The organism is Streptomyces sp. MS19 (assembly GCF_047200595.1).
In the GTDB taxonomy this organism is placed as follows: Bacteria; Actinomycetota; Actinomycetes; order Streptomycetales; family Streptomycetaceae; genus Streptomyces.
On the sequence record NZ_JBJZOH010000054.1, the window covers coordinates 1 to 25503 of the forward strand.

Annotated in this window: 23 protein-coding genes; 17 read left to right on the forward strand and 6 right to left on the reverse strand. The window is 75.1% G+C overall.

The annotated features are described in order from the left end of the window. Window positions 1-66: 66 nt before the first annotated feature. The 3 genes from ACL02R_RS28005 to ACL02R_RS28015 all read right to left on the reverse strand — a co-directional run bounded on the left by ACL02R_RS28005 (window position 67) and on the right by ACL02R_RS28015 (window position 5974). On the reverse strand, window positions 67-1743 hold the full coding sequence (locus ACL02R_RS28005) for a cellulose binding domain-containing protein (protein WP_412799760.1): 1677 nt from the start codon (window positions 1741-1743) through the stop codon (window positions 67-69). 863 nt (window positions 1744-2606) lie between these two features. Next, on the reverse strand, window positions 2607-4259 hold the full coding sequence (locus ACL02R_RS28010) for an ABC-F family ATP-binding cassette domain-containing protein (RefSeq protein ID WP_412799761.1): 1653 nt from the start codon (window positions 4257-4259) through the stop codon (window positions 2607-2609). A gap of 80 nt (window positions 4260-4339) precedes the next feature. After that, window positions 4340-5974 carry an ABC-F family ATP-binding cassette domain-containing protein gene (locus tag ACL02R_RS28015; protein ID WP_412799762.1) on the reverse strand — a complete coding sequence of 545 codons (1635 nt, stop codon included), beginning with the start codon at window positions 5972-5974 and terminating at the stop codon, window positions 4340-4342. Between the two features lie 387 nt (window positions 5975-6361). Here ACL02R_RS28015 and ACL02R_RS28020 point away from each other — a divergent pair, with 387 nt between their 5' ends. The 3 genes from ACL02R_RS28020 (at window position 6362) to ACL02R_RS28030 (ending at window position 8203) form a co-directional block, all read left to right on the forward strand. Next, on the forward strand, window positions 6362-6799 hold the full coding sequence (locus tag ACL02R_RS28020; RefSeq protein ID WP_412799763.1) for a hypothetical protein: 438 nt from the start codon (window positions 6362-6364) through the stop codon (window positions 6797-6799). Between the two features lie 10 nt (window positions 6800-6809). Further along, on the forward strand, window positions 6810-7250 hold the full coding sequence (locus tag ACL02R_RS28025; protein ID WP_412799764.1) for a hypothetical protein: 441 nt from the start codon (window positions 6810-6812) through the stop codon (window positions 7248-7250). 71 nt (window positions 7251-7321) lie between these two features. Beyond that, window positions 7322-8203 (forward strand): LLM class flavin-dependent oxidoreductase, encoded by an 882-nt coding sequence (locus ACL02R_RS28030; protein WP_412799765.1) that lies wholly within the window; start codon window positions 7322-7324, stop codon window positions 8201-8203. A 212-nt stretch (window positions 8204-8415) separates the two neighbouring features. Here the strand turns inward: ACL02R_RS28030 and ACL02R_RS28035 are convergent, their stop codons facing one another. After that, complete coding sequence (locus tag ACL02R_RS28035) at window positions 8416-8868, reverse strand: PaaI family thioesterase (protein WP_412799766.1); 453 nt, start codon at window positions 8866-8868, stop codon at window positions 8416-8418. A gap of 397 nt (window positions 8869-9265) precedes the next feature. On the opposite strand from ACL02R_RS28035, the gene ACL02R_RS28040 reads away from it, so the two are divergent. The 3 genes from ACL02R_RS28040 to ACL02R_RS28050 are packed head-to-tail and all read left to right on the forward strand — an operon-like array spanning window position 9266 to window position 11398. Next, on the forward strand, window positions 9266-9685 hold the full coding sequence (locus tag ACL02R_RS28040) for a YciI family protein (protein ID WP_412799767.1): 420 nt from the start codon (window positions 9266-9268) through the stop codon (window positions 9683-9685). Further along, a complete protein-coding gene (locus ACL02R_RS28045; protein WP_412799768.1) occupies window positions 9685-10959 on the forward strand; it encodes an RNA polymerase sigma factor in 1275 nt (424 codons plus the stop codon). Before ACL02R_RS28040 ends, ACL02R_RS28045 begins: the two co-directional genes overlap by 1 nt. A gap of 40 nt (window positions 10960-10999) precedes the next feature. Further along, the gene (locus tag ACL02R_RS28050; RefSeq protein WP_362968677.1) at window positions 11000-11398 is read left to right on the forward strand and encodes a winged helix-turn-helix transcriptional regulator; all 399 of its coding nucleotides are present in this window, start codon (window positions 11000-11002) and stop codon (window positions 11396-11398) included. Window positions 11399-11446: 48 nt separating this feature from the next. Here ACL02R_RS28050 and ACL02R_RS28055 read toward each other — a convergent pair whose 3' ends face one another. Continuing rightward, complete coding sequence (locus ACL02R_RS28055; protein WP_412799769.1) at window positions 11447-13285, reverse strand: ABC transporter ATP-binding protein; 1839 nt, start codon at window positions 13283-13285, stop codon at window positions 11447-11449. 688 nt (window positions 13286-13973) lie between these two features. Between ACL02R_RS28055 and ACL02R_RS28060 the strand changes: the two genes are divergently transcribed. The 10 genes from ACL02R_RS28060 to ACL02R_RS28105 all read left to right on the forward strand — a co-directional run bounded on the left by ACL02R_RS28060 (window position 13974) and on the right by ACL02R_RS28105 (window position 22174). Continuing rightward, window positions 13974-14162 carry a hypothetical protein gene (locus ACL02R_RS28060; RefSeq protein WP_412799770.1) on the forward strand — a complete coding sequence of 63 codons (189 nt, stop codon included), beginning with the start codon at window positions 13974-13976 and terminating at the stop codon, window positions 14160-14162. A gap of 60 nt (window positions 14163-14222) precedes the next feature. Further along, window positions 14223-14414, forward strand: a complete 192-nt coding sequence (locus tag ACL02R_RS28065) for a hypothetical protein (protein WP_412799771.1) — start codon at window positions 14223-14225, stop codon at window positions 14412-14414. A 42-nt stretch (window positions 14415-14456) separates the two neighbouring features. Further along, complete coding sequence (locus tag ACL02R_RS28070; protein WP_412799772.1) at window positions 14457-14657, forward strand: hypothetical protein; 201 nt, start codon at window positions 14457-14459, stop codon at window positions 14655-14657. Between the two features lie 115 nt (window positions 14658-14772). After that, the gene (locus ACL02R_RS28075; protein WP_412799773.1) at window positions 14773-16704 is read left to right on the forward strand and encodes an alpha/beta fold hydrolase; all 1932 of its coding nucleotides are present in this window, start codon (window positions 14773-14775) and stop codon (window positions 16702-16704) included. After that, window positions 16701-17291, forward strand: coding sequence for a hypothetical protein (locus ACL02R_RS28080; protein WP_398847185.1), 591 nt, complete (start codon window positions 16701-16703; stop codon window positions 17289-17291). Before ACL02R_RS28075 ends, ACL02R_RS28080 begins: the two co-directional genes overlap by 4 nt. 30 nt (window positions 17292-17321) lie before the next feature. Then, entirely contained in the window at window positions 17322-18164 is an 843-nt protein-coding gene (locus tag ACL02R_RS28085; RefSeq protein ID WP_412799774.1) for a class I SAM-dependent methyltransferase, read from the forward strand. Beyond that, complete coding sequence (locus tag ACL02R_RS28090) at window positions 18151-19959, forward strand: ABC transporter ATP-binding protein (protein WP_412799775.1); 1809 nt, start codon at window positions 18151-18153, stop codon at window positions 19957-19959. Before ACL02R_RS28085 ends, ACL02R_RS28090 begins: the two co-directional genes overlap by 14 nt. Before the next feature lie 152 nt (window positions 19960-20111). After that, window positions 20112-20363 (forward strand): hypothetical protein, encoded by a 252-nt coding sequence (locus tag ACL02R_RS28095; RefSeq protein WP_412799776.1) that lies wholly within the window; start codon window positions 20112-20114, stop codon window positions 20361-20363. Window positions 20364-20468: 105 nt separating this feature from the next. After that, window positions 20469-21935 carry a phytoene desaturase family protein gene (locus tag ACL02R_RS28100; protein ID WP_412799777.1) on the forward strand — a complete coding sequence of 489 codons (1467 nt, stop codon included), beginning with the start codon at window positions 20469-20471 and terminating at the stop codon, window positions 21933-21935. Then, entirely contained in the window at window positions 21935-22174 is a 240-nt protein-coding gene (locus ACL02R_RS28105; RefSeq protein WP_412799778.1) for a hypothetical protein, read from the forward strand. The genes ACL02R_RS28100 and ACL02R_RS28105 overlap by 1 nt, the downstream gene beginning before the upstream one ends. A gap of 5 nt (window positions 22175-22179) precedes the next feature. On the opposite strand, the gene ACL02R_RS28110 is transcribed toward ACL02R_RS28105, so the two are convergent. Beyond that, on the reverse strand, window positions 22180-23175 hold the full coding sequence (locus tag ACL02R_RS28110; RefSeq protein WP_412799779.1) for a helix-turn-helix transcriptional regulator: 996 nt from the start codon (window positions 23173-23175) through the stop codon (window positions 22180-22182). Window positions 23176-23502: 327 nt separating this feature from the next. Here ACL02R_RS28110 and ACL02R_RS28115 point away from each other — a divergent pair, with 327 nt between their 5' ends. Beyond that, window positions 23503-25404, forward strand: coding sequence for a hypothetical protein (locus tag ACL02R_RS28115; protein ID WP_412799780.1), 1902 nt, complete (start codon window positions 23503-23505; stop codon window positions 25402-25404). Window positions 25405-25503: the final 99 nt, after the last annotated feature.

Genomic DNA, 25503 nt, shown 5'->3' on the forward strand with positions numbered 1-25503 from the left:
GCCCGCCGCCGGCGAGCAGCGCACCGCCCCGTGACCGGTCGGCCGGCCACGGGGCGGGGTGCCGGGTCAGCCGCCCGTGCAGGCGAGGCCGCCCGGCGGGGTGGCGCCGCCCGCGACGACGAAGCCGAACGTGGTGGTGCCGCCCGGCGCGAGCGTCCCGTTCCACGCGGCGTTCCGCACGGTGACGGACCCGCTGGTGCCGCTGGGCTGCCCGTTCCACAGGTTGTCGAGGGACTGGCCCCCCGGCAGGGTCAGCGTCACGGCCCAGCCGCTCAGCGCGGCGCCGCCGGTGTTGCGCACCGTCACCTCGCCCTGGTAGCCGCCCGACCAGCTGCCGACCGCGCGGTAGGAGGCGGCGCAGACGCCCCCGGGGTCGCCGCCGCCCGTGTCACCCCCGGTGTCACCGCCCGTGTCTCCCCCGGTGTCACCGCCCGTGTCACCGCCGGTGTCACCGCCGCTGCCGCCCGTACCGCCCCCGTCGTCCGTCAGGACCGGCGTCTGCCAGTTCCGCCACGCCGCCAGGTCACCCCGCTTGGACGCCGCGATCCGGAACACGCCGGGCGCCTGGCCCGACCCCCGCAGGAACGTCGCGATGCTCTGCTGCAACGGCGTCCGCCACTCCGGCCGCACGGCGCAGTGCGTACCGCTCTGCACATCCGACACGTACGAGATGTTGGCCCGCGCGCCGAGCGCCTGGTAGACCTCGGCCCCGCCGAGCGCCGCGACACTGCCCGACCGAGCGGCCAGCCAGTCCACGTGCGGGTTCTCCATGATCAGCAGACCGCGCGGCGCGACCATGGCCACGATCTCGTGCGTGTCCACCGGCAGCGACGCCGGGTTGCCCGTGTACGAGCCGAACGCGTCGCCGAGCCACGGCTGTTCACCGTACGCGCTGCTCAGCGGCTGCGACCCGCTCTCCCCGGCGACGGAACGGAACGCGGGCACCCCGCCCGTGCCCGACTCGATCGGCATCGTGAGCGCCACACGCTGGTCGAACGCCCCCGCGACGAAGGCGCCCTTCCCGAACCGCGAACACCCCGTCACCCCCGTCGCGTCCGCCCGCAGCACACTGCCGCCCGACTGCTCGATCACATCGATGATCCGGCTCACCCCCCACGACCAGGCCATCAGCAGCCCCGTGCTGCTCGACCCGCCGTAGAGGCTGTAGAACGCGCCCTGCTTGCTGCTGCGCGGCGTGCCCTCGCGGCCCACCGCGTACGGGTCGAAGCTCACGACGGCGGCGCCGGACGCCTTGATCGTCGCGGTGTCCGCGCCCAGACCGCCGAGGACCACGACGGCGGGGAACGGCCCCGTTCCGCTCGGCAGGTCCACGCTCGCGGAGAACGAGGCGCTCCTGCCCTGCTCCGTCACGTTCACCGTGATGCCGGTCCGCGAGACGGTGCCGGTGACGCTGTCGGGGCGCTCGGGCTTCTGGCCGTACACCGTGCGCTCCGCGAGCTCCCTGATCTCGGCGCGGCGGCAGCGCCAGTCGGACCGGTCGGAGATGCGGGTGCCGTCGATGCGGGTGAACGGGTCGGGCAGGAGCGACTGGCTGGGCGAGGGGCCGGGGGAGGGGACGGCGCAGTCGGCGCCGTCGTCCTCGACGGCCGCCGCGGCCAGGACGGTACGGGCCTGGCCGCCCGGGGCGTCCGCCTGCGCGCCGAGCGTGGTGGTGGTCAGCCCGGCGACGGCGGCGAAGGCCACCACCGCCCAGAGCCGGGGCCGGTATCGGGTCAGACGCATGGGAGACACCTCCGGGGAACGGGTGCGGGTGCGGGTGGGAAAGGCGTGGGCAACTCCCGGCGCGGGCGGCCGGCGGGGACGCGGTGACCACAGGGGACGCGTGCGCGCTCCAGGTCAACGAGGTGCGAGCCGTTGCCGGCCAGACGTGGGAGCGCTCCCAGGGTAGGAGGGGGGCCGAGACGTGACAACACGCCGGACAGTGCCGTCCGAGGTTGGCCGTTCTCGTACTCCTCCGGGCCGCCCGGCGGATCACGCGGGGGCGGCGGAGCAGCGGGAACCGTCAGGCCCGCCGTCCCCGGGCCCCGGTCCGGTGGAAGTTTCCGGCCACTTTCCGGAACAAGTCGCCTGTCCTACCGGAAAGTTGACCGGCGCGCCGTTCCGCTCAGGCGGTCTCGCGCAGCAAGCGCGTCACCGCGTCCGCCTCCGCGCCGATGCCCTCCCGCACGCGCGCGGGCAGCTCCTCGAACGCGTCCACTCCGACGCCCGTCCGCGCGGACCGGCTCCACGTCCTTACCGCCAGGCCGTCCACGACAACGGTCGCCCGGATGATCCCGCCCCCCCCCGGCCACGCATGCTCGCTGCGCCCCTGTACACCCGGCGTGAGGATGATCCGGAGCCTTGCCAACGCACGCACCCGGGGGCACCCACGGCCCCGGGCCGGGAGAGCCGCGAGCGGCCGGACGTCCCCTTCGGACACGCGCCCCAGGCCGCCCCCGCCCCCTCACCAGGCACAGGCACAGGCCCAGGCGCGAACGGGGACGGTCCGCCGGAGGCGGCCATCCGGGGCCGCGCCCCGGGCGGGCGCTTCCCTCCGCGTCCCGCCCGGCGCGCCCGGTGGCCCCGCGTCCCGGCTGCGGCGCCCCTCAGTCCGCCTCGCGCCCGTCCGCCAACCGGAGTTCGCGCCCCCGCCAGCGGCGCCGCAGCCAGCGGTCGTGGCTGGCCAGGACCACCGCGCCGGGGCCGGTGCCGAGGGCCTCCTCCAACTCGTCGCACAGCAGCGGCGACAGATGGTTCGTCGGCTCGTCCAGCAGCAGCAGTTCCGGCGGGCGCGCCACCAGCAGGGCCAGCGCCAGGCGGCGGCGCTGGCCGACCGACAGGTGCCCGACCGGCCTGTCGATGTCCGCCTCCCGCAGCAGCCCGAGCGACGGCAGCGGCACCGCCTCCGCCCGCTCGGCGCCGAGCACGCCCGCGTACGTGTCGCGCGCCGTGCGGTCCTGCCGGTCGAACGCGGTGTCCTGCGCCAGCAGCCCCACCGTCAGCCCCGGCCGCCGCCGTACGCCGTCCCCGGCCGCGAGGTGCCCGGCGAGCACGGCGAGCAGCGTGGACTTCCCCGCGCCGTTCCCGCCGGTGACGAGCAGGCGCTCCGCCGGGGAGACGTCCAGGTGCCCGAGGGCGAGCCGCCCGGGGACGCGCGCTTCCCGCAGTGTGACGAGGGGCCCGTCCGGCGGCGCGCCGTCCGGTGCCGCGTGCGGGGGCCTGCGGAAGCGCAGCGGCGGCGGGGGCTCGGCGACCCGTTCGCGTTCCAGCTCGTCGAGCCGCCGCGTCGCGTTCCGCACCTGGCGGGAGATCTGGTTCTGCACGCGTCCGGCCCGGTGCCCGTAGCCCATCTTCTCGCTGTCGCGCCGGGCACGCCCCGGCGCGACGCGGTGCGCGGTCACGCCCGCCGCTTGGCGCAGCGCCGTCACCTCCTCCTGCTCCTCGGCGTACCGCCGCTCCCAGCGCGCGCGGGCGGCGCGCTTCTCGGCCTGGTACGCGCGATAACCGCCGCCGTACCGGACCGGTCCGTCCACGGACGGGTCGAGATCGATCAGGTCCGTGCACACGGCGTCGAGGAACGCCCGGTCGTGGCTGGCCAGGACGACGGCCCCCGGCAAGTCCCGCACCTGCCGTTCGAGGAACGCGGCGGCGTCGTCGTCCAGGTGGTTGGTCGGCTCGTCGAGCAGCAGCGCGGCGGGGCGGCGCACGAGCAGCGCGGCCAGTGCGAGGCGGCCGCGCTGCCCGCCGGAGAGCGAGCCGAGCTGCCGGCCGCGGCCGACCGCGCCGAGCCCCAGCCCGTCGAGGACGAGCGCGGCGCGCCGGTCGGCGTCCCACGCGTCGCGTTCCTCGGCCCGTTCGAGCCGGGCGCCGTACGCGGCCAGCAGCCCGGCGTGGCCGGGGGAGTCGGACGGGGTGCGGGCGAGCAGGCCGGCGAGGCGCGTGATCTCCGCGAGGTCGGCGCGGGCCTCGCGCAGCGCGTCGTCCAGGACGTCCGCGACGGTGGCCGCCGTGTCGAACGGCATCTCCTGGTGCAGGAACCCGAGGTCGTCCGGCCTGGCGACGGTGCCGCCGTCGGGCTCGTCGGCCCCCGCGAGCAGGCGCAGCAGAGTCGACTTGCCGACACCGTTCTCGCCGATGAGACCGACGCGCCGACCCGGTGGCGCGGTCAGGGAGACGCCGTCGAGCACCCGCCGACCGCCGAGGACGCGGACGACATCGCGCGCGAGCAGCGCGGAAGGGGGCGGGGTGGAGTGGGACATGGTGGGGGTCCGCCAGACGTGAGCGAGGTGAGGGCCCGCAGGGCGTCGTGCCGCGGACGGGCCAGGACGGCGCGCCCGCGTCACACCGCGGGCGCGCCCGTCTCCGCCAGCTCCCCGCCGGACAGCCGCAGCCACCGGCCGACGCCGATCCGGGCGAGGAACCGTTCGTCATGGCTGACCACGACGAACGCCCCCCGGTAGGAGCCCAGCGCGCCTTCCAGCCGGCCGGTGCTCACCAGGTCGAGGTTGTTCGTCGGCTCGTCGAGCAGCAGCAGCTGCGGCGCCGGCTCGGCGCACAGGACGCACGCCAGCGTGGCCCGCAGCCGCTCGCCGCCGGACAGCACACCCACAGGGAGGTGGGCACGGGCGCCCCGGAAGAGGAAGCGTGCCAGCAGGTTCATGCGCTCCGCCGCCGGCCTGTCGGGGGCGGCCGCCGCGAAGTTCCCGGCCACCGTGCGGTCGGGGTCGAGCAGGTCGAGCCGCTGCGAGAGGTACGCGACACGGCCGTCCGCCCGCCTGATCCGGCCACCGTCCGGCGCCAGGTCGCCGCCGACCAGACGTAGCAGCGTCGTCTTGCCCGCGCCGTTCGGGCCGGTCAGCGCGATGCGCTCGGGCCCCCGGACCGTCAGGTCGGCGCCGTCACCGGCGAACAGCTCCCGCCCGCCGCGCCGCAGCCGCAGCCCCTCGCCGAGGAACAGGGTGCGCCCGGCGGGCACGTCGGTGGCGGACAGGTCCAGGGCGAGGCGCTGCTCGTCGTGCACGGCGCGGCCGGCCTCGTCCAGCCTGGCCCTGGCGTCCTCGACCCGGGCGGCGTGCGTCTGGCCCGCCCGGCCCGCGGACTCCTGGGCGCCGCGCTTCATGTTCCCGGCGAAGATCCGGGGCAGGCCGGCGTTCTTGAGGTTGCGGGCGGCGTTGCCCGCGCGCCGCTCCGCGCGTTCCCTGGCCTGCTGCATCTCCCGCTTCTCGCGCTTCAGTTCCTGCTCGGCGTTGCGCACGTTCTTCTCGGCGACCTCCTGCTCGGCCCGGACCGCCTCCTCGTAGTCCGTGAAGTTCCCGCCGTACTGGCGCAGTTCGCGACGGCTGAGATCGGCGATGCGGTCCATCCGGTCGAGCAGCGCGCGGTCGTGGCTGACCAGCAGCAGGCTGCCGTGCCAGCCCTCCAGCACGTCGTACAGCCGGTGCCTGGCGTCGGTGTCGAGGTTGTTGGTCGGCTCGTCGAGCAGCAGGACGTCCGGCCGCTTGAGCAGCTGCGCCGCGAGGCCGAGGGAGACGATCTGGCCGCCGCTGAGCGTGTGCAGCGGCCGGTCGAGGCCGAGCCCGCCGAGGCCGAGCCGGTCGAGCTGGGCGCGGGTGCGCTCCTCGATGTCCCAGTCGTCGCCGATGGCGGTGAAGTGCTCCTCGGCCACGTCGCCCGACTCGACGGCGTTCAGGGCGTCGATCACCGCGTCGATCCCGAGGACCTCGGCCACGGTCAGGCCGTCGGCGAGCGGGAGGGTCTGCGGCAGGTGGCCGAGCGTGCCGTTGACGGTCACGGACCCGGCGGTGGGGCGCAGCTCGCCGGCGACGAGCCGCAGCAGCGTGCTCTTGCCCGACCCGTTCGGCGCGACAAGGCCGGTGCGCCCGGCGCCGACGGCGAAGGACAGGTCCTCGAACACCGGCGTGTCGTCGGGCCAGGAGAAGGACAGGTGGGAGCAGATGACGGAAACGTCGGACATGGGGTGGCCTTCGGAGAGGACACGGGCGCAGGGGTCCGCTGCTCATGGCAGGGGCTTGCCCGTGGCATGGAGGGAAAAGGGGACGACCGAGCGGCCACGGCGGCGGTGCTCCTGGGCACCTGCCGGTGGCTGTCAGATCCGGGTCTCACCCGGAGATGTCGTCGTCACCCGCCATGACTGGTCTCTCCTCCGAACGGCAGTCGTACCGGAAAGCCTAACAGCCACCGGACGGTGACGCCGAGCCACGGCCCGCTCGCACAGGGTATCGCCCGTCCTGCCCGCCGGGGCGCGCGAATGGCCGGAATCGCTGTCCCGTTTCCCTGGTGGCCGCTGCTAGCTTCACCGGCGAGGAATTCCTACAAGTGGGGGGTCACTTTGCGGAAAACCGTGCTGACGCGCGTCCTGACGAGCCTCGCCGCGGCTCTCTCACTCGGCATCGCCGTCCCGGCGACAGCCGACGCGGCCGCCCCGGCCGGGGCCTACGGCTGCGACGGAACACTCATCGACGCGATCGACCATCCGTACGACGGAACGGTCGTCGCCACCACCTACCTCTACTGGGACGGCACGTACAACTGCGCCGTCGCGGTCAAGAAGGGCTCCTACGAGGGCGTGCGCACCCGCATGGACCTGCTGCTGTTCAACAACACGGGTGCGCAGCCACGCTCGGACGAGGACGACGGCCGTTACCTGTACTACGCCGGGCCGGTCAAGGTGTACGGCAGGAACGCCTGCATCGCCACCGAACTCACCATGTGGAACACGTCGAACTACGACATCTTCCTGCACCGCTCACCGTACGACGGCTATTTCCACTGCGGCTGAAAGGGACGACATGAAACGCGCACGACCCGGCCGTCTCGCGACCGTCCTGGCCGTGAGCCTCGCGAGCGTGGTCGCGGGCGCGGTGAACGCGCCCACCGCCTCCGCCGCGGAGTACGGCTGCAACGGTTCCGTCATCGACAGCTGGAACAACGTCGATGGCGGCGTCACCTACGCGACCACGTACCTCTACTGGGACGGCACGTACAACTGCGTCGCCGCCGTGAAGCGCGGCTCGTACTACGGCGTCCGGTCACGCATCGCCGTCCACGCGTGGACGGACGCGACGGGGTACGTCCCGCCAGGCGACGACGGGAACTACCTCTACTACGCCAACTTCTCCTTCTACGGCCGCAACCGCTGCATCGCCGTCGAGACCGACATCTGGACGACGTCGGGCAGGCTGGTCATCCAGGACCACGTGCCGTCCAGCGGCTGGTTCCACTGCGGCTGACCGGCCCGCCGGACCCTCCCCGCGCGCCGTGCAGCGAGGGGATTGTCAGAGGGCGTGGCTAGGGTGACGCCATGGCACAGCGCAGACGTCTGGGAGTGATGTACGACCGGGACCTGCCGCCCGAAGGGCTGGCGGATCTCGCGCGCACGGTCGAGGAGTCGGGGGCCGACGACCTGTGGGTCGTGGAGGACCTGGCGTGGGCGGGCGCCGTGTCCTCCGCGGCCGTCGCCCTGGCCGCGACCAGCCGCCTGCGCGTCGGCATCGGCATCATGCCCGCGCCGCTGCGCAACCCGGTCCTGCTCGCCATGGAGATCGCCACGCTCGCCCGCGCCTTCCCCGGGCGCCTGATCGCGGGCCTCGGGCACGGCGTACGCGACTGGATGGCGCAGGTCGGCGCCGCGCCCGCCAGCCCGCTGTCCCTGCTCGGCGAGACGCTTGAGGTGACGCGGACCCTGCTGGCCGGAGGCACCGCGACGCTGAACGGGCGCGAGGTGCGCGTGGACGGCGTACGGCTCGTCCACCCGCCCGCCGAGCCCCCGCCGCTGGTCACCGGCGTGCTGGGGCCGCGTTCCCTCGAACTGTCCGGCCGCCTCGCGGACGGCACCATCATGGCCGAGGGCCAGGGCCCCGGCCGGATCGCCACCGCGCTCGGACACATCGGCCGGGGCCGCGCCGCGCACGGCCGCCCGCACGAACTGATCGTCTTCACCCACCTGTTCACGCGCGACGACCCCGCCGCCGTCCGGGCGGCCACCGCGCCGGTGATCGCGGAGTCGCAGGCGTTCCTCGGCGTACCGCGCTCCGAGGTGCACCTCGCGGCGGGCGACACCGCCACCGCGCTCGAACGGGTCGGCGTCCTGTGGGAAGCGGGCGCGGACACCGTCGTCCTCCGCCCCATCGGCCCCGACCCGCTCAGCCACCTGCGCCCGGTCCTCACCGCGGCGCGCCGCTGACTCCGCGGGGACGTGCTTCGGCGAGAGGACCCGGGCGGGCCCCCGGGTGGTTCCCGCCGCCGGGAGCACGACACCGTGAGGGCGGACGGCTTGGCGTGCGTCTTCCAGCACCGAGGGGCACAGCCTTCGCACCCGGCCGCGGACGGCATGCCCTCCGCCGTCCGGCCGCGCGCCTGATCGCCCGGGGTGCCGTCCCCACGTGACGGCCAGGGTCACTCCTGGCCGGTGGGCGTCGGCGGCAGGTCGGGCTGCCGCGCCCCGGCGGCGACGATCGTGCCCTGCGCGACGGCGACCAGGCGTTCGGCGCCGTCCCGCAGCGCGAGGACCGAGCACCGGCAGACGGCCTGCCGCCTGGTCGTCACCACCGCCTCCGCACGCGCGACGATGGTCTCGCCGACGGCCGGGCGGACGTAGTTGATCTTGTACTCGGCGGTGAGGGCGTCGCCGCCCAGGGCGAGGCCGCCCGCGAACGTGAGCGCGTTGTCGGCCAGGTAGCTGAGCACCCCGCCGTGCACGAAGCCGTGCTGCTGCCGGAGTTCGGGCCGGTTGCGGACGCGGATCTCGGCCGATCCCGGCCCGACCGCGGTCAGTTCGGCGCCCAGGAGGCGGCTGAACGGCTGGGCGTCGAAGATCTCGCGGGCGAACGCGGTGAGGTCGGTCGTCATGGAGGTCGTCCCGTCGCTGGGGGTGGACGTACGAGGGCGTGGGCCGGGCGGGCGGCAGCGGACTCCGCATCCTCTCGCGGGACCGTCCCGCGCGTACGGCGGGGGCCCGTCACCCTGCGGCGTGTAGCAGTGGATCGTCACCCGCTGCGCCGGGCCCCGGCGCTCCTCGACCGTCGCCGGCCGCCGCCGGCCCAGCCGTTTGAGCGAGTGCTCGATGACGTCGGCGAGATCCCGGCCCGCAGGTCCGGCAGACTGGTGCGCGAGCGTGCCGGCGGGGGTCCGGGAGGCCGGAGGAAAGAATCCAGAAGAAATCTTCCGCGCCGTGTCGATCCGCCGCCGCCCCGTTCGACCTTGGGGTGAGAGGGCCGGGAAGCGGCCCGTTGCCAAGGAGACCGAGATGGCGAAGTACATGCTGATCATGCGGGGCACCGACGAGTCCTACGCGGAGATGACGAAGGTGCCCTTCGAGGAGATGCTGGCGACCATGGGGCGTTTCAACGAGGAGCTGATCCGGGCCGGTGTCCTGGTCGCCGCCGAGGGCCTCGACGACCCGTCGCAGGGCGTGGTCGTCGACTTCGCAGGCGACACCCCCGTGGTCACCGACGGGCCCTACGGCGAGACGAGGGAACTGTTCGGCGGCTACTACGTGATCGACGTCGCCTCCAAGGAGGAGGCCGTCGAATGGGCCAAGCGCCTGCCCGCCGTCCCCGGCTCGAAGTGCGAGGTCCGCCGCGTCCCCGGCATCGACGAGTTCCCGCAGGACAACGAGTGGATCGCCAGGGAGCGCGCCTGGCGCGAGCGGACCGGTCAGCTCTGATGGGCACGCCCGGTGACGGCCCGCCGGGCACCGGAGCGGCGCGGCGCGCCGTCGAGGCCGTCTGGCGGATCGAGTCCGCCAGGATCGTCGGCGCGCTCGCCCGCTGGACGGGGGACTTCGCGCTCGCCGAGGACGTCGCCCAGGAGGCGGTGGCCGAGGCACTCGTCGGCTGGGCGCGCGACGGCACGCCGCGCGACCCCGTCGCGTGGCTGCTGGCCACCGCCAGGCGGCGGGCGATCGACGCGTTCCGCCGCCGCTCCGCGCTCGACGAGCGGTACGCCCTCCTCGCCGGCGAGGACGCCGGAGGCGGCGGCGCGGACGACCTCCCCTGGGACCCGGACCGGATCGACGACGACGTCCTGGCGCTGATGTTCGTCGCCTGCCACCCGGTGCTGTCGCCCGAGGCGCGCGTCGCGCTGACGCTGCGGACGGTCGGCGGCCTGTCCACCGAGGAGATCGCCCGCGCGTTCCTGGTGCCCGTGCCGACCGTCCAGGCGCGGATCACCCGGGCGAAGAAGACGATCGCCGCGGCGGGCGTGCCGTTCGAACTGCCCCCGGTGCACGAGCGCGCCGAGCGCCTCGGCGGCGTCCTGAGCGCGCTGTACGTGATCTTCACCGAGGGCTCGACGGCGACCGCGGGCGACGCGCTGCTGCGCCCCGGCCTCGCGTACGAGGCGATCCGCCTGTCCCGCACGCTCGCCGCGCTGGTGCCCGGCGAACCGGAGACGCACGGCCTGCTCGCCCTTCTGGAGCTGACGGCGGCGCGCTTCCCGGCGCGCACCGGCCCGGACGGGGAGGCCGTGCTGCTGGAGGACCAGGACCGCCGCCTGTGGGACCGCTCGGCGATCCGGCGCGGCACGGCCGCGCTGCGCCGGGCGGTCGCGGGGCGGCGTGGCCTCGGCCCGTACGGCCTCCAGGCCGCGATCGCCGCCTGCCACGCGGCGGCGCCCTCGGTCGGCGCCACCGACTGGGAACGGGTGGTCCTGCTGTACGAGGCGCTCGGCCGCGTCGCGCCCTCACCCGTGGTGGAGCTGAACCGGGCCGTCGCCGTGGCGATGGCGGACGGCCCCTCGGCGGCCCTCGCCCTGGTGGACGACCTGGCCGTCTCCGGCCGCCTGTCCGGCTCCCACCTGCTGCCGACCGTACGCGGCGAACTGCTCACGCGGCTCGGCAGGACGGCGGAGGCGCGCGCCGAGCTGGAGCTGGCGGCCCGGCTGTGCCGCAACGACCGGGAGCGCGCCGTCCTGGCGCGCAAGGCCGCCGCGCTCCCCTGAACCGTACGGCCTGGCCGGCGGTGCCCGTTAAGCTCGGGCCATGGCCGCTGACAAGTCACTGACGCCGCCGCGCCTGCCGGACGGCGCGGGCGACGCGTTCAGGAGCGACTGCCCGGGGCGCACGGTGCTCGACCACGTCACGAGCCGCTGGGGCGTCCTGATCGTGGCCTGCCTGCGCGACGGGCCGCTGCGCTTCTACGAGGTGCGCGACCGCGTCGGCGGGATCAGCGAGAAGATGCTCTCGCAGAACCTCAGACTGCTCGGCAGGGACGGCCTCGTCGCCCGCGAGGTCGAACCCGCGCTGCCGCCGAAGGTCAGCTACTCCCTCACGCCGCTCGGGCAGGAGCTGGCCGAGCCGTTGCAGGGCCTGATCGACTGGATCTCCGCCCGGACGCCCGTGATCGTGGCGGCGCAGCGGGCGCACGACGGCGCGTCCTGAGTCGTACGCGCCCCCGTCCCCGTTCCCCCGCGCCGCCGGGACAGCTCCCTACGGCACGCTCCTGCCCGCGTCCAGCCCGGCCTCCACCGGGACGTCGTCGTCCAGGAAACCGCCCGACTGGTGCCGCCACAGCTTCGCGTAGGCGCCGTCCGCCGCCAGCAGCTCCTGGTGCGTGCCCTGCTCCACGATGCGCCCCCGGTCGAGGACGACGAGCCGGTCCATCCCGGCGACCGTGCTCAGCCGGTGCGCGACCACCAGCGCCGTCCGCTTCTCCATCAGCCGCCACAGCGCCTCCTGCACGTAGATCTCGCTCTCCGAGTCCAGGGCGCTCGTCGCCTCGTCGAGCAGCAGGATCGGCGCGTCGCGCAGGATCGCGCGGGCCAGGGCCACCCGCTGGCGCTGGCCGCCGGACAGCTTGACGCCGCGCTCGCCCACCATCGTGTCGAAGCCGTCGGGCAGCGCGTCCGCGAACTGCGTGACATGCGCGGCCTCGGCGGCCCGCCGGATCTCGGCCTCGGTCGCGTCCGGCCGGGCGAACGCGATGTTCTCGCGCAGCGTGCGGTGGAACATGGCCGGGTCCTGCGGCACGTACGCGATCAGGCCGCGCAGGTCGGCCTGGCTCAGGTTCCTGATGTCCTGGCCGCCGACCAGGATGCGTCCCGCGTCGACGTCCGTCAGGCGCAGCAGCAGCCGGGTGAGGGTCGTCTTGCCGCCGCCCGACCTGCCGACGAGCCCGATCCGCGTGCCGCCCGGCACGTCCAGGTCGAGGCCGTCGAAGAGCGGTTCGGTGCCCGTGTGGGAGAAAGTGACGCGATCGAAGCGCACGTCGGCGGCGCGGGGCGACGCCAGCGGTTCCGGCGTCTCGGGGTCGCGCACCCGCGAGGGCGTCAGCAGCAGCTCGGTGAACTGGGCGGCCTCCGTCAGCGCGTTCTCCAGGTGCCGGTAGATCCGGTTGAACTCGAACATGATCCGCGTCGCGTTGGTGTAATAGGTGAAGGCGACGACGAGCGCCTCGACACCGACCCCGCCGCCGCCGAGCCCGACCACGATGAGCAGCCCGAGCGCGTTGGTGAGCACCGAGAGCGCCGCGACCACCGTGTCGATGCGGAGGTTCCCGTAGTCCCACGAGCGCACCGACAGCCGTCGCGACTCCGCGACGCGCGAACGGTGTTCGGCCGCCTCGCGCTCCTCCGCGGCGAACGCGCGGACCGTCTCCATGTGCATCAGCGTGTCGGCGACGTGCCCCGACACCCGGGCGATGGCCTCCTCGCGGCGCGCCACCAGCTCCTGGCGGCGGCGGATGAGGGGAGCCACGCACACGCCCGCCAGGGTGATCACGCCCAGCAGGCCGACGACGAGCACCGGTTCGTACTGCCACAGCACCACCGAGCCGAAGGTGAGCGGCACCAGGCTGCCCACCACCGAGAACGTCAGGGTGTCCACGAACTGCTCGAAGCGCGAGGCGAAACTGAGGGCGCGCTTGGTGAGCGACCCGGCGTAGTTGTCGTGGAAGAACGCCGTGTCCTTGGCGAACAGTTCGTCCATGCCGAGCACGTACAGGTGCTCGATGCCGCGGCCGTCGAGGCGGTTGACGCAGTGCATCCCCACGCGCCAGGCGCCTTCGGCGAGCAGCAGCACGGCGGCGTAGCCGAGGATGAACGGGAGGGCGGAGCCGACGGACACGTCCGTCCCGCCGGCGATGTGCGCGACGAGCTTCGCGACGATCAGCGGCGCGATGTAGCCGATGCCGACGTTGCCGAGCGCCGGGAGGAGCATCCCGGGCACCGACAGCCGCCGGAGCCGGCGCAACTCGCGGCCGTAGTAGCGGAGCGCGAGGAGTACCGAGCCCCTGCCCGGTCGTCCCTCGCGTTCTTCAGGCGTTTCCATTCCACCTCGTAGGGTCGTGCGGCGGCGGGCCCCGGGGGTCGCCCCGGGGGCGGACCGGGTGACGCTCCGGCCTGCCGCGCGGAAGAACTGCGGATCGGAGGGCGGCCGCCCCGGATCGTCATCCGGAGGACGGCATGGCGGAGCCCCCGCCAGGTCGTCCAGGACACGACCGGGCGGGTGAAGGGGCCCCGGTACCCGCAGTGTTCCGCGACGGCACCGGCGCGTGCCACGCATTTTTTCCAGCCGCGAGGACGGCGGACCGTGCGCAATTCCCGCCGGGGGCACGGGAAAAGCCTTCCCGCCGTGCGGTGGAATCCCGCCACGTCGCCCCGGAATGCCGCGGCGCGGGCGGTTCTCGTACGTCTGACCAGGGGTGACCTCGCGCCCGGTGGATTCCGGCCCGTACGCGGCGCACGCGGCCGCGCGGAATCCCCGGCGCTTCTCCGCACGCCGCCACGAATACGCGGCGGCAAGCCCGTATTCCCCATGCGCGGGACGCGCCTTTTCTCCCGGCGCGCCCCGCGGCCCGTCACCGCCCAGGCGCCGCAGCGGCAGCTTGCTGCCGCCGGGTGGCAGCCTCGTGCAGCCTCAACCCCCTTAGCCCGGCGGTTCGTTGTCGGCATCGTTCTCCACGGGACGGCCCAGCCGCCCTTCGCACGGAAACCGCACCGAACGGAAGGAACAGCCCGTGTCCGAAACGAGCTTCACCCGCCACACCGCCGTCGCCGGCCCGCTCGACGAGAACGCCGAGGGCCGCGTCGTCCGGGGCGCGCTGCCGGTGGCCGCCACCCCCGTGATCGTCGGCGCGGCGGGCGCCATCGTCGTGGCCTACGCCGCCGGCCGCATCGTCGGCGAGCTGCGCCCCGTCGAGGGCTGATCCCCCCCGCACCCGCTCCACCGCACCCGCTCTCACCAACCGATCAGAAAAGGACCCGACATGACCACGAACAGGACCGTTCCGTCCGTCCTCGACTCCGTCGCCGCGCTCAGCGAGGACTCCACCGGCCACGCCCCCGGCGGCACCCACCCCGTCCTCGCGACCCCGACGCTCGCCGTCGTCCTCGTCGCCGGATTCGCGGGCGGCTACGCCTTCGCCACCGCCGTCGGCGACACCCGCCCCGCCGAGTGACCTGACCCCTCGAACCCACCCCCGCGACCGGAGGTACGCACCATGTCCCGAGAGACCGCCTTCCTCAACCGCTCCGCACTGCTCGCGGACATCGCCGTCGAGGACCCCCAGGGCCGGATCACCATGCACGGCAAGCCCGTCATGTCGACCCCCGCCGTGCTGGCGGGCATCGCCATCGGCTACGCGATGCTCAACGCCTTCGAGGCGGGCCGCAACGGCGGCCCCATCCGCCCCGCCGAGTGACCGGCTGGGACCCGGCCGGACGGTTCCCCACCGTCCGGCCGGGGCCCCGCCCCTCCCCGCTCTCCTCCCCGGCACCCCGCCCGGCCCGCACGCGTCCACCGCCCCGGAGACCGCCATGAAACTGCCGTCCATCCCGCCCCGGAAACGACTGTCCGCCCTGCTCGGCCCGATCCCCCTGACGCGTACCCAGGCGCTGGGCGCCTCCGAGCGGCTGGCCGCGGTCACCTCCCTCGTCAGCAGCCTGGAACACCTCGCCAACCGCCGCCACACCCGCCCCGGCGGCCTCAACCACTGGGCCATCGCCCGCGAGGCGTACGCCGCACGCAGCCGCCCCCTGCGCAAGGCGCTCGACATCACCGCCCACCCCTGGACCACCCGCGCCCTGCACGGCGGACGCATCGCCGCCGGCGCCGCCCTGCTGCTCCCGGGCAACAGCCGCCTGCGCGGCGCCGCGAACCTCTTCCTCGGCGTCTCGGGCGCCATGCTCTACCCCACCCACCGCTACGGCACCGACGGCTCCGACCAGGCGTCCGGCCTCGTGCAGACCGCCACCGGCATCGCCCGCCTGTCGTCCTCGCCGCAGGTGCGGGACGCCCTGCTGTGGTACGTCGCCGCGCAGTCCACGCTCTCCTACGCCGTGTCCGGCTGGGTCAAACTGCTGGGCAGCGACTGGCGCGACGGCTCGGCCCTCGGCGGCGTCCTGCGCACCAGGACCTACGGCGAGCGGCACGCCTGGCAGCTCACCCAGCGCTACCCGAAGCAGGCCCGCGCCCTCGCCCACGGTGTGCTTGCGCTCGAATGCCTCTTCCCGCTCGTCTACATGAAGGGCGGCACGCTGACCAGGCCGCTCCTCGCGAGCGCCGCGTCGTTCCACGTCGCCAACGGCTTCGTGATGGGCCTCGGCCGCTTCGTCACCTCCTTCACCGCCATGCACCCGGCCGTCGCCTACACCGCCGCGTCCCGCAGCCACCCGGCCGTCGCCGGGCGCGACGACCGGCTCCTCGCCGTCACCGGCGCCCTCGCCGCGGGCGGGGCCGCCACCGCCGCCGCGCTGGCCGTGGCCCGCCGCCTGCGCGCCGCCGACCCGCGCGCCGGAGCCGGCACGGTGACCACGCGCCACGGCAACGAGCTGGTCTTCGACGGCGTCGTCCGCCCCGACGCGACCGGCCCCGTCCTCGTCTACGTCCACGGACTCGCCGCCACACCCGGCCACTTCGGCTGGTACGTCCGCGCCGCGCGTGAGGAGAACGGGCACGACTGGCTGCTCTACAGCCGCGCCGGCTACGGCCCCAGCCGCCGCAACACCCGGCGCGCGTTCACGCTCCGCGAGTCGGCCGACGACCTCGCCGACCTCGTCGCGGCCGCCGTACCGCCGGGGCGGCGCGTCGTCCTCGTCGGGCACTCCCTGGGCGGTGAGATCGCGCGGCGCGCCGCCGGGCAGCTCGGCGACCGGCTCCAGGCCGTCGTCTACCTCGACAGCTCCCACCCGGCCGAGCTGAACCGCTCCCACCAGCAGGGCGAGACGGCCGACCACGTCGGCTCGGCCCTCCAGGCCTTCGCCGTCAGCCTCCGCGCCGGGCTCGGCGCGCTGCTGTCGCGGCCCGACTGGCTCGACAACCTGCCCGCCGCCTGGCGCCGCCGGACGATGGCCGAGTACGCCGACGCGCGGCTGTGGCGGGCGGCGCTGCGCGAGTGGCGGTCCGCCGAGGTCGAGTTCAGGGGCCACGAGGGCGCCCTGCGGCCGGTGGCCGCGCACGCCCTCGTCGTCTCGGCGCAGCACACCGTGGACCGCGACCCCGAACAGCTGCTGATGCACGGGGAGATCGCCGACGCCCACCGCGCGCCCGGCCGCGTCGTGCGCACCACCGTGATCGAGGGCGCCGACCACGACGGGCTGCTGACCGACCCGCGTCTCGCGGGCGAGGCCCTGCGGCACCTGAAGGACTTCCTCGCCGAGACGGACCGCACCGACCGCACCGACGCCACGGACCGCACCGGCGCCACCGACCAGGCGACCACCGCCCCCGGAGAGGCAGGCACCCGATGAACGCCGCCACCGCCCTGCACACCGCCAGGTCGTCCCTCGCCCGGCAGTTCACCGGCCCCGGCGGAGCCGCCCGCGTCGCCGCCGCGCTGGTCCTGCTCGGCACGGTCTGCTCCCAGCACCCCAACCAGGCGTTCAACCGCGTCGCGAAGCTCGACTCGTTCTCCGCGCTGTTCCCCAACTGGCGCTTCTTCGCCCCCAACCCGGCGCAGCACGACTACCAGTTCCACTACCGCACCCTGGACACGGCGGGGGAGACGTCGCCGTGGCGGCCGGTGGACGTGATCGCCGGGCGCAAGCCGTACCAGATCGCCTGGTTCCCCGGACGGCGCCCCGAGAAGGCCGTCTTCGACCTGGGCACCGAGGTCCTGCACTTCCTCGACAAGGGCTTCGCCGCCGCCACGCGCACCCCGGCCTACCGCATCCTGTGCGACTTCCTGCGCACGGAGATCGGACGCGAGGGCCTGCCGGACGTGAAGGGCTTCCAGTTCACGCTCCTGCGCACCGCCGGATACGACGACGCCGAGGAACCCGAGATCGTCTTCGTCTCCCCCTACACGCCGATGCGGCCCGTCACCGCCGCCGCCTGACGGGCCACCCTGCCGGAAAGCGAGCTTCCCATGACCGACACGCTCACCCCCCAGGACAGCACCACCGAGGACAGCACCCCCGAGGACACCACCGTGCCCGACATCGGCTACGGGCAGGTCTTCGCCGACTTCTACGACCGCATCTTCCCCCGCGACGCGGGCGCCGAGCGGACCGCGCGCACCCTGGCCGACTGGCACCCGGGCGGACCCGCCCTCGAACTGGGCGTCGGCACCGGGCGCATCGCCGTACCGCTGGCCCGCCTCACCGGGCCCGTCACCGGTGTGGACTCCTCACCCGAGATGCTGGACCGGCTGCGCGCCGCCCTCGACGCGACCGCCGCCCCCATCACCCCCGTCCACGGCGACATCCGCACCTACGCGGACACCGAGCGCTACGGCCTCGTCTACTGCGTGTGCGCCACCCTGTCCATGATCCTCGACGCCGACGGCCAGCGCGCCGCCGTCGCCCGCGCCGCTGACCGGCTCGCACCCGACGGCACCTTCGTCATCGAGACGCACAACCCCGCGTTCGTCCTCGACCTGCACGAGGGGCGCCGCCGCACCTCGTACTTCGCCCCCTACCCCGAGCCGGACACCGGCCTCCAGAGCTACTCGACGCTCCTCCCCGAGCAGAGCCTGTGGCACGTCTCCCACATCTGGCACGAACCCGGCCGCACCCGCATCGGCAGCGAACTCAGCCGCCTCACCACACCCGACGAGATCGACGCGTACGCCGCCGCCGCCGGACTGGTCCCCGTCTCCCGGCACGCCGACTGGGCCGGGACCCCGTTCGACCCCGACCACAGCGCGCTGTACGTCACCCGCTACGCCCGCCGCGCCGACACCCCGGAGACTGACGATGGCCGCCGCTGAGACCACCCGGACCACCCGTCCCACCCGTCCCGTCCCCGGCACCGTACGGTCCGCCGCGCGCAAGCAGCGCCGGCTGCTGCTCGGCGGGGTCCTGCTCGGCGTCGCCGGAGTCGTCTCGACCCTCGCGCAGCCCGCCATCGTCGCCGACCTCATCGAGGCGGCGGGCCGGGGCGACCCCGTGGCGGGCGCGATCGTGCTGCTCGCCGCGCTGTTCCTCCTGGACGCCGCGCTGTCCGCCACCCAGGGCTACCTCATCGGCAGGGCGGGCGAGAACATCGTCCGCGACGCCCGCGTCCTCCTCACCGGCCGCGTCCTGCGCGCCGAACTGGCCGAGCTGCACGCCCGCCGCCAGGGCGACCTCCAGACCCGCCTGGTCTCCGACACCTCGCTCGTGAAGATCGCCCTCTCCCAGAGCCTCGCGCAGGTCGTCGTGAACGGCCTGGTCGTGGTCGGCGGCGTCGTCATGATGGCCTGGATCGACTTCTGGCTCCTGCTCATCACGCTCGGCTGCCTCGGCGCCGCCAGCGCCGCGTCCGTCTGGCTGGCCAGGGGACTGCGCAGGACCGCGCTGGTGAACCGGGAGGACGTCGGCGAGTTCGGCGCCGGCCTGCAACGGATCCTGTCCGCCGTCACCACCGTGAAGGCCGCCGGGGCCGAGGGCCGGGAGCAGCGCGGGCTGGCCGTCCTCGCCGACCGCGCCCGCGCCTCCGGCACCCGCGTCAGCGCCCTGGACGCCCTGCTGTCCCCGGCCATGAACGTCGGCCTCCAGGCGTCCCTGGCCGCCGTCATGGGGGCGGGGATGGCGCGGGTCGCCACCGGTTCGCTCTCGGCCGCCGACTTCACCGGCTTCGTGATGTACCTGTTCTACCTGGTCTCGCCGCTCGTCCTCGTCTTCCTCGGCATCGGCGCCTACCAGCAGGGCCGCGCCGCCATCCAGCGTGTGGACGAACTGGCCGCGCTCCCGCAGGAGGAGGACGGGGACGAGACAGGGGACGGCGCCGGTCCGGCCGGGGCGGCCGCCGTCCCGGCGGGGGAGCGGCCCGCCATCGCGTTCGAGGACGTGCGCTTCCGGTACGACGGGCGCACCGTGCTCGACGGCGTCTCGTTCACCGTCCCGCGCCGGGGCCTCACCGCGCTCGTCGGCCCCTCGGGCGCCGGGAAGACCACCGCGTTCCAGCTCGTCGAACGGTTCTACCGCCCCACCGGCGGCACCGTCCGCCTCGACGGCCGCGACATCGCCGGACTGCCGCTCGCCGAGATCCGCGGCCGCGTCGGCTACGTCCAGCAGGACAGCCCCGCCATGCGCGGCACGGTCCGCGAGAACATCGCCTACGCCGCCCCGCACGCCACCGAGGCCGAACTGCTCGAAGCCGTACGCCTCGCCGGGCTCACCGAAGTCGTCGCACAGCTGCCCCAGGGGCTCGACACCCCGCTCGGGGACCAGGGCGTCGGCCTGTCGGGCGGGCAGCGCCAGCGGCTGTGCATCGCCCGCGCCCTGCTCCAGCGGCCGGAGGTCATCCTGCTCGACGAGGCGACGTCCCAGCTCGACGCCGACACCGAGGCCGCCCTGCGCGACACCCTGCGCACCATCGCCGCGCGCTGCGCCGTCGTCGCCATCGCCCACCGCTTCTCCACCGTGGCCGACGCGGACACCGTCGTCGTCCTGGAGGACGGCAGGGTGCGCGCGACGGGCCGTCACGACGACCTGATGGAACGGGACGAGCTGTACCGCCGCTTCGCCTCCGCCCACCTCGCCGGGGCCACGGGGACCGCCGTCCCCGCCGGAGCACGCTGAACGGCGGCAGCATCCTGCCCGCCCCCGGCAGCCTGCTGCCGCCGCCGAAGCCCCCGCACCGGCCGCCCCGCCGCAAGAATCGAGAACACCACCCCCCACACCCCCACCGCATCCCCGTACGCAGCGCACCCATCACCTCGGAGGAGCTGGACATGACCCGCCGGACCACCCCCCAGGCCTACACCGCCCACACCCCCCGCACCGCCGCCCGCCGCCTGCCCCGCCCGCTGGCCGTCCTCGTCCTCGCCGCCCTGTGCGCCGGCACGGCGACCGGCACCGCCCTGGCCGACACCCCCGCCGCCGAGCCCGCCCCCGCCTGCGGCACCGCCGCGCCGCAGCCCGCCCCGGCCTGCGACGAGGACGAAGGCCCCGTCGTCACGCCCGACGCCAACGGCTGGCAGTGACCCGCCCGGGGCCGGACGGACCCGGCCCCGGAGGAACGCCGCGAAGCACGCCGCGCAGAACGCGACGCCGAACGAGGCGCCGAACGTGACGAGAAGGAGCACCTCATGAACGCCGTGGACGCCGCCGTCGTCGGCAGCGGGCCCAACGGTCTGGCCGCCGCCGTCACCCTCGCCCGCGCGGGCCTCCGCGTCGCCGTGCACGAGGCCGCCGACACCCTAGGCGGCGGCCTGCGCGGCGCCGCGCTCTTCGACCCCGACGTGCACCACGACACGTGCGCCGCCGTCCACCCCATGGCCGCCGCGTCGCCCTTCTTCCGCGCGTTCGGCCTCACCGACCGGGGCGTGGACCTGCTGCACGCCCCGCTCAGCTACGCCCACCCGCTGCCTGGCGCCGCCTCCGGGCTCGCCTGGCGCGACCTCGACACCACCTGCGACGGCCTCGGCGCGGACGGCCCCCGCTGGCGGCGCCTGCTGCGTCCCCTCACCGCCAGGGGCGACGACGTCGCCGACCTCCTCCTGTCCGGCATGCGCCGCCCCGCCGGACTGCGCGCCGCCCCCGCCCTCGCCCCCCGCATCCTGCGCCACGGCACGCGGCTGACCCGCTCCGCGTTCCGGGGCGAGCAGGCCCCGGCACTGCTCGCCGGGGCGGCCGCCCACGCCGTCGGCCCCCTCCCGTCGCTCCCCGGCGCAGCCATCGGCCTGCTGATGGCCCACCTCGCGCACACCACCGGATGGCCCCTGCCACGCGGCGGCAGCCGGCGCATCGCCGAAGCCATGGCCGACGACATCACCGCCCACGGCGGAAGCCTGCACACCGGACACCCCATCACCGACCTGCGGCAGCTCGCCCCCGTCCGCACGATCCTCCTGGACGTCTCCCCGACCGCCCTCCTCGCACTGGGCGGCGACCGCCTGCCACCCCGTTACGCACGCGCCCTCGCCCGCTACACGTACGGACCCGCCGCTGGCAAGGCGGACTTCCTCGTCTCCGCGCCCGTGCCCTGGACCGACCCGGACGTCCGCCTCGCGGGCACCGTCCACCTCGGCGGCACCGCCGCCCAACTGCACCGCCAGGAGACGGCCAACGCCCTCGGCGGCGCCGACGGCACACCGTTCGTCCTCGTGGTGGACCCGGCCGTCACCGACCCGGAACGCGCGCGTCCCGGTCGCCGCCCCCTCTGGGCCTACGCCCACCTCCCCCCGGGCGACGACCGCGACCCGGTCCCCCTGATCACCGACATCATCGAGCGGTACGCCCCCGGCTTCCGCGACACGATCCTCGCCTCACGCGGTATCTCCGGCGCCGAATACGCCCGCTACAACCCCAACTACGTGGCAGGCGACATCGGCACGGGCGCCGTCACGCTGCGTCAGAGCCTCGCCCGCCCCGTCGCCCGCTGGGACCCCTACCGCACCCCCCTGCCCGGCGTCTATCTCTGCTCCGCCGCCACACCGCCAGGCCCCGGCGTGCACGGCATGTGCGGCCTGCTCGCCGCCAGGTCGGCGCTGCGCAGGGAGTACGGCCTCCCGCTGCCCGACCTCGCCCCCGCCCGGAAGGTGACGGCCCCCTGATGGACATCACCGTGGACCTCATGGTCGTCTCACCCGGCGCCGACGACGGCGAGATCGCCGTCGTACGGCTCCTCAGCCTGCTGCCCGCCCACTGGACCTGGCTCCACCGCGCCACCCCCTCGCGCATCGGCCTGCGCATCACGGTGGCCGACGCACGGCCGGGCGAGATACGGGAACGGGTACGGGCCGCACTCGCCGAGGACCCCGCCCTGAGCGCCTGGTCCCTCACCGGCGACTGACGGCCTCACACCCAGCCCCTGTCCCGCGCCAGCAGCGCCGCCTGCGCCCGGTTGTCCGCGCCCAGCATCGCGAGCAGATCGGCGATGTGCCGCCGGTACGTGCGCAGCGACACCCCGACCTGCCGCGCCCCGCTCTCGTCCTTGCTCACCGCGCACATCCGGTCGAGCACCGCCCGCTGCGTCTCCGTCAGCTCCGGCTCCCGGGCCGCCCCCGCCCCGATCAGATCCCCCAGGTCCTCCGCGCCCTCCCACAACCGCTCGAACAGCGTCACGATGTTGCCCACCAGACCGCTCTCCCGCGCACACAGCGCGCCCCGCGCCGTGTCCTGCGGGTCGATCGGTACGAGCGCGGTACGCCGGTCGTAGACGAGGATCAGCTCGGAGAACTCCTCCGCCACCCTGATCCGCGCCCCCGCGGCCCGCAGCTCCGTCAGGTACCCGAGCGTCACCGGGTCGTCCAGCACCGCCTTGCGCACGAGGTTCCTGATGCGCACTCCGCGCCGCAGGCAGCGCATGTCCAGCGCGCGGGCGTGCGCGATGTTCTCCGCAGTGAGCGCGTCGTACGGCTCGGCGGACAGCACCTCCTCGTGCGCGAAGAACGCCAGGTCGTCGATGCGGCTGCGCACCTGCCGCAGGTCCTCAAGACGCTCGATGCCCGCCGAGCCCGCCTGGCCCGCCGGCACCCCGTCCGCCGCGGACGGCCGGTCCCCGTCCAGCGACCTGAGGATCGGCTGATACCGCGTCAGTCGCCGCATCTCGCCGTGCAGCTCCTCAAGGCGCTCCTCCGCGAGGCGCGGCACCGCCACGTCCGGCTCCGACGCCCACACGCTCGCGCCGTCCCCCAGCAGCATCCGCAGCCGGAGCAGCCGCGCCACCGCCTGCTCCGCCGTGTCGCGCTCGCAGCGCAGCAGGACGTGCAGGTCGCCGGGGGAGGTGCGCGGGTTGCGCAGGAAATGGCGGTAGACCGCCTCCTCCATGTCCGACAGTCCGAGCACGGCCATGGCGTGTGCCTCCACAGGTCCTCCCGGGTCCTCCCGCGCGTACGGCGACACCCCGGTCCCCCGGGGTCGTGCCAAGGGGGCGCCCGGCCGCCCGCGACGTCCGGTGCATGCGGCGGCCTCTTCGAAGACGGACCATGGCCCTGGCCGGTCCCCGGGGGTGTTCCAACGTAGCGGCGCGGCGGGCCGGTGAAGTCTCACGCGAGTCTCATCCCATGGCCGACCGCCGTGCGGCACGAGCCTGTTGCCCGCGATGCGCGGCCGCTAGGGTGGAGCCCCTCCGGTCCCGCCCCGCCCGTCCGCCCGTCCGCCAGGGGAGCGCAGCATCCGATGGGAGCCAGGCCGCCCGCGCCGGTGACACAGCCCTCGTCCCCGTCAGCGCACCAGACGTGCGACGACGACCCGCCCGCCGCGCTGCTCGCCGCCCTGGCCGCGCACCCGCTGGTCAACCTCACCGGCCCCCTCGGCTCGGGCAAGTCCTGGCTCGCCGCCCGCCTCCCCGACGCGGACGTCACCGACCTGTCGGGCCCGGACCCCCGCGCGACGCTGCGCGCCGCCCTCGACGCGCCCGGCGACCCCCGGCGACTCCTCGTCCTCGACGGCCTGGACAGCGCCGACGCGCGGGCCGCCGCCTCCGCCCTGGCCACCCCCGCCGCCCGCCCCCCGCGCCCGCTGCTGCTCCTCACCCGCCGTCCCCTCATGGCGCACCCCGCATGGACCCACACCTCGCCCGCCACCGTCCCCTTGCCCCAGTGGACCGACGACCGCCTCGGGCGGCTCCCCGCCGTCGCCGCGCTGCACGACCCGCGCGCCCGGCGGCTAGCCACCGGCATGGCGGGCGGCAACCCCCTCGTCGCCACCGCCGTCTGCCGCGCCCTCCACGCCGGCACCCCGCCGGACACCCCGGGAGCGGTCGCCGACCAGGTTGCGGGCGAACTCCTCCACCGGCTGGCCGGCGAGGCACCCGGCCGCCACTGGCACCGGTCGCTGTTCCTGCTGGCGACGCTGGGGGCCGGCGACGAGGTGCTGCTGCGCGGCGGCCCCGAGACGTTCGACACGCTCGCGGCGCTGAGCATCGTCTCCCGCGACCCGATCGGCCTCACCGTCGACGAACCGTTCCGGCACGTCATCGAGCTGGCCCACCAGTGGCGCCGCCCCGGCCCCCACGCCTCCGCGCGCAAGCGCGCCCTGACCTACCGGGCGGGCCAGCTCGCCCGTACGGCCGACCACCGCACCCGCGAGGAACTGACCCTCCAGGGCCTCTTCCTCTCCGGCGTCCCCGAACTGCGCGACACGATCTTCCCGCCGTCGCGGCCCGTCGCGGCCGTCACCGCCGCCGTCCCGGGCGACGCCGACGCCATCGGCCGCCTGATGCGCCGCTGGGCCGACCACGGCGGCCTCGACGCACGCCGCACGGACCGCCTGGTCGAACGCTGGCTCGGCTCCGACGTGTCCGGCTTCCACCTCGTCAGGGACCGCGACAGCCGCCTCGCCGGCCTCGCCTGGCTGCCCCGCGTGGAACGGCGCACGGTAGGCGCCGTCGAACCCCTTCTCCAGCAGCACACCGAGCCGCTGCTGACCGAGCAGCCCGGCGATCCCGGCGGTCTTGGCGGTCTGTTCCTCGGCGCCGCCTACTGCCCCGATCCCGCCCTGCACGCCCATCTCCTGCGCTACATCCTGCGCCAGGCGATGACCCGCCCTACGCGGTTGCTGGTCTCGACCCCGTCCACCGAATACCAGCAACTCCTGCACGGCCTGCGCTTCCAGGCGCACGGTGCGATCCGCGACGACGTCTACCGCTGCGGCAGACGGCCCCTCGTCTTCAGCCACGACTTCGCCGGCGACGACATGACGCACTGGCTCACCCGGCTCGCCCCCCTCGTACCCGACCCGGCGAGCGGCCCGCCGGGACCGTCCCCGATCGGGGAGATCGCCGACGCCCTCGCCCACGTCCGCGACCCCGGGCACCTCGCCCACAGCCCCCTGCTCGGCACGCCCCGCACGCCCACCCCGCACGCCCTCGGCACCTGGCTCGCCGACGCCGTGCAGGCGCTCGCCGACAGCGACGACCCGACCGACGCCGAAGCGGGCTGGATACTGCGCCACTACTACCTCGGCCCGCCCCGCACCCACCAGCAGCTCGCCGGACGCCTCCACCTCAGCCGTGCCACGTACTTCCGCCGCCTCCGCCACGGCCTCGCCCTCCTCGGCGACCACCTCCACAGGCCCTGACCCCGCCCGCCCGCCCGTCCGCCGTCAGCGGCGGGCCCCGCGGGGACCCGTTCGTGGGGTCATTGCGTCGTTGTGGCGTGTGTGCGGGGGCCGTTGTGC